This is a genomic window from Streptomyces sp. SID14515 (genome assembly GCF_010548505.1).
Taxonomy (GTDB): Bacteria; Actinomycetota; Actinomycetes; order Streptomycetales; family Streptomycetaceae; genus Streptomyces; species Streptomyces caviscabies.
The window spans coordinates 1-1,946 of the sequence record NZ_JAAGMH010000129.1; the positions used below are offsets into that span (position 1 = coordinate 1).

Below are 1,946 nucleotides of genomic sequence, written 5' to 3' on the forward strand. Positions count from 1 at the left end.
CACCCCCGCGGCCCGGCTGCTGGCCCGCCCGGAGCGCACGGTCGCCGGCGCGCTGGCCGGCGTCGGGCTGCCCGCCCGTACGGTGGACGGCGTCCTGCGCCCGCTGCTCACCGCACTGCTCAGCGACCCCGCCCTCACCACGTCGAGCCGGTGCGCCGATCTCGCGCTGCGGGACTACGCACGCGGCGGGCTGTGCGTACCGGCGGGCGGTTCGTCCGCGCTGCCGGAACTGCTGGCGGCCTCGCTGCCGCCGGGGACGGTGCGTACGGGCGTCCATGTGACGGCCGCCGACATCACCTCCGTACGCACCAAGGAACACGGTGAGCTGGGGTGCCGCTCGCTGCTGCTGGCGACCGGCGCGGGGGCGGCGGCCGAGCTGCTGCCGGGGCTGCGGGTGCCGTCCTTCCACCCGGTGACGGTCCTTCACCACACCGCGCCCGCCCCGCCGCCGACGGGCAGGTCGCTGGTGCTGGACGGGGACCGGTCGGGCCCGGTGGCGTACACCGCGGTGATGAGCGAGGTCGACCCCTCGCGGGCGCCGGAGGGCCGGGCGCTGATCACCTCGACGGTGCTCGGCACCCCGCCGCCGGACCTGGACCGCTCGGTGCGGGCGCATCTGGCGTCGCTGTACGGCGTGCCGACGGACGGCTGGGAGCTGCTGGCGGCCCATCACGACCCGGAGGCGGTGCCCGCGATGGAGGCCCCGCACGATCCGCGCCGGCCGGTGCGGGTGCTGGCCGGGCTGTATGTGTGCGGCGACCACCGCGACACGAGCTCGGTCCAGGGCGCGCTGCACTCGGGCCGCCGGGCGGCGGAGGCCATCCTCACCGACCTGGCCGTGCCCGGCGCCCACGAGGGGAGCCTGCCCCGGGCCGCGTGAGCCCTGGGCCGCCGCGTCCCGTGAGCCCTGGGCCGCCGCGTCCCGCAAGGCTCAGCCGAGGGCGGCGACCCGGTCGCGGTAGCCGCGTACGGGGACCGCGTCCCGGTAGGGCTCCAGGCTGCGCTCGAAGGCGCGTACGTACTCCGTGGCGCGCACCGAGCGCATCTCGGCCGCCTGCTGGGCCGCCTCCGCGCCCATCTGGCAGGCCTGCTCCAGCTCGCCCAGGCCGAGGCGGGCCGAGGCGAGGACCACCCGGCAGAACAGCCTGCTCCGGGCGTACGCCGGGGCACGCAGCGCGAGCGACCGCTCGGCGTGCTGGGCGGCGGCCCGGTACTGCTGGAGGTCGCGGTGGCAGTGGCTCAGCTCGTCGGCGAGCTGCGCCTCGTCGAAGGTACGGGCCCAGTGCGGCACCTCGTCGCCGGGGCGGGCGGCCTCCAGGGCGTGTTCGGCCCGGGTCAGGGCGGCGGTGCAGGAGCGCGCCTCGCCGAGCACGCCGTGGCCGCGCGCCTCGACCGCGTGCAGCAGCGCCTGGACGAGGTGCGGGGCGGCCGAGCCGACCCCCTGCTGGGCGACCCGGGCGAGCTGGACGGCCTCCCTGCCGTGGCCGAGGTAGACCGCCTGCCGGCTCATCGTGATCAGCACATAGGCGCCGTAACCGCGGTCTCCGGCGGCCTGGGCGAGCCGCAGCGCCTGGACGAAGTACCGCTGGGCGAGGCCGTGGGCGGCGATGTCGTACGAGGTCCAGCCGGCCAGCCGGGTCAGGTCGGCGACCGCGGCGAACAGCCGCCGTCCGGTGGCCTCGCCGTACGTGCCCCGGAGCATCGGCTCGGCCTCGTGCTCCAGATACCGCACGAGGGCCTGCCGGGCGTGGCCGCCGCCGTACGCGTGGTCCAGGGTGCGGAAGAGCTCGCCGACCGAGCGCAGCGCGGCGACGTCCCCGCCGCCGACCCGCAGCCCGGTGCCGCTGTTGGTCTGCCGCTGCCGCGGGACCACGGGCAGCGCCCCCGTGGTCGTCGGCGGGTGCGCGGCGGGCGGGTGGGTGGCGGGCGGGCCCGGGGGTGTGGGC

General features: G+C 77.9%; 1 protein-coding gene and 1 pseudogene. One reads left to right on the forward strand and one right to left on the reverse strand.

The window, feature by feature from the left end; all coding sequences use genetic code 11:
- Nucleotides 1-880, forward strand: an 880-nt coding sequence (locus tag G3I54_RS30625; protein ID WP_164619312.1) for an FAD-dependent oxidoreductase, incomplete at its 5' end; no start/stop codon positions are given.
- 51 nt (nucleotides 881-931) lie between these two features.
- Here G3I54_RS30625 and G3I54_RS30630 read toward each other — a convergent pair.
- A pseudogene (locus tag G3I54_RS30630) lies at nucleotides 932-1,946 on the reverse strand (regulator); the annotation flags it as partial.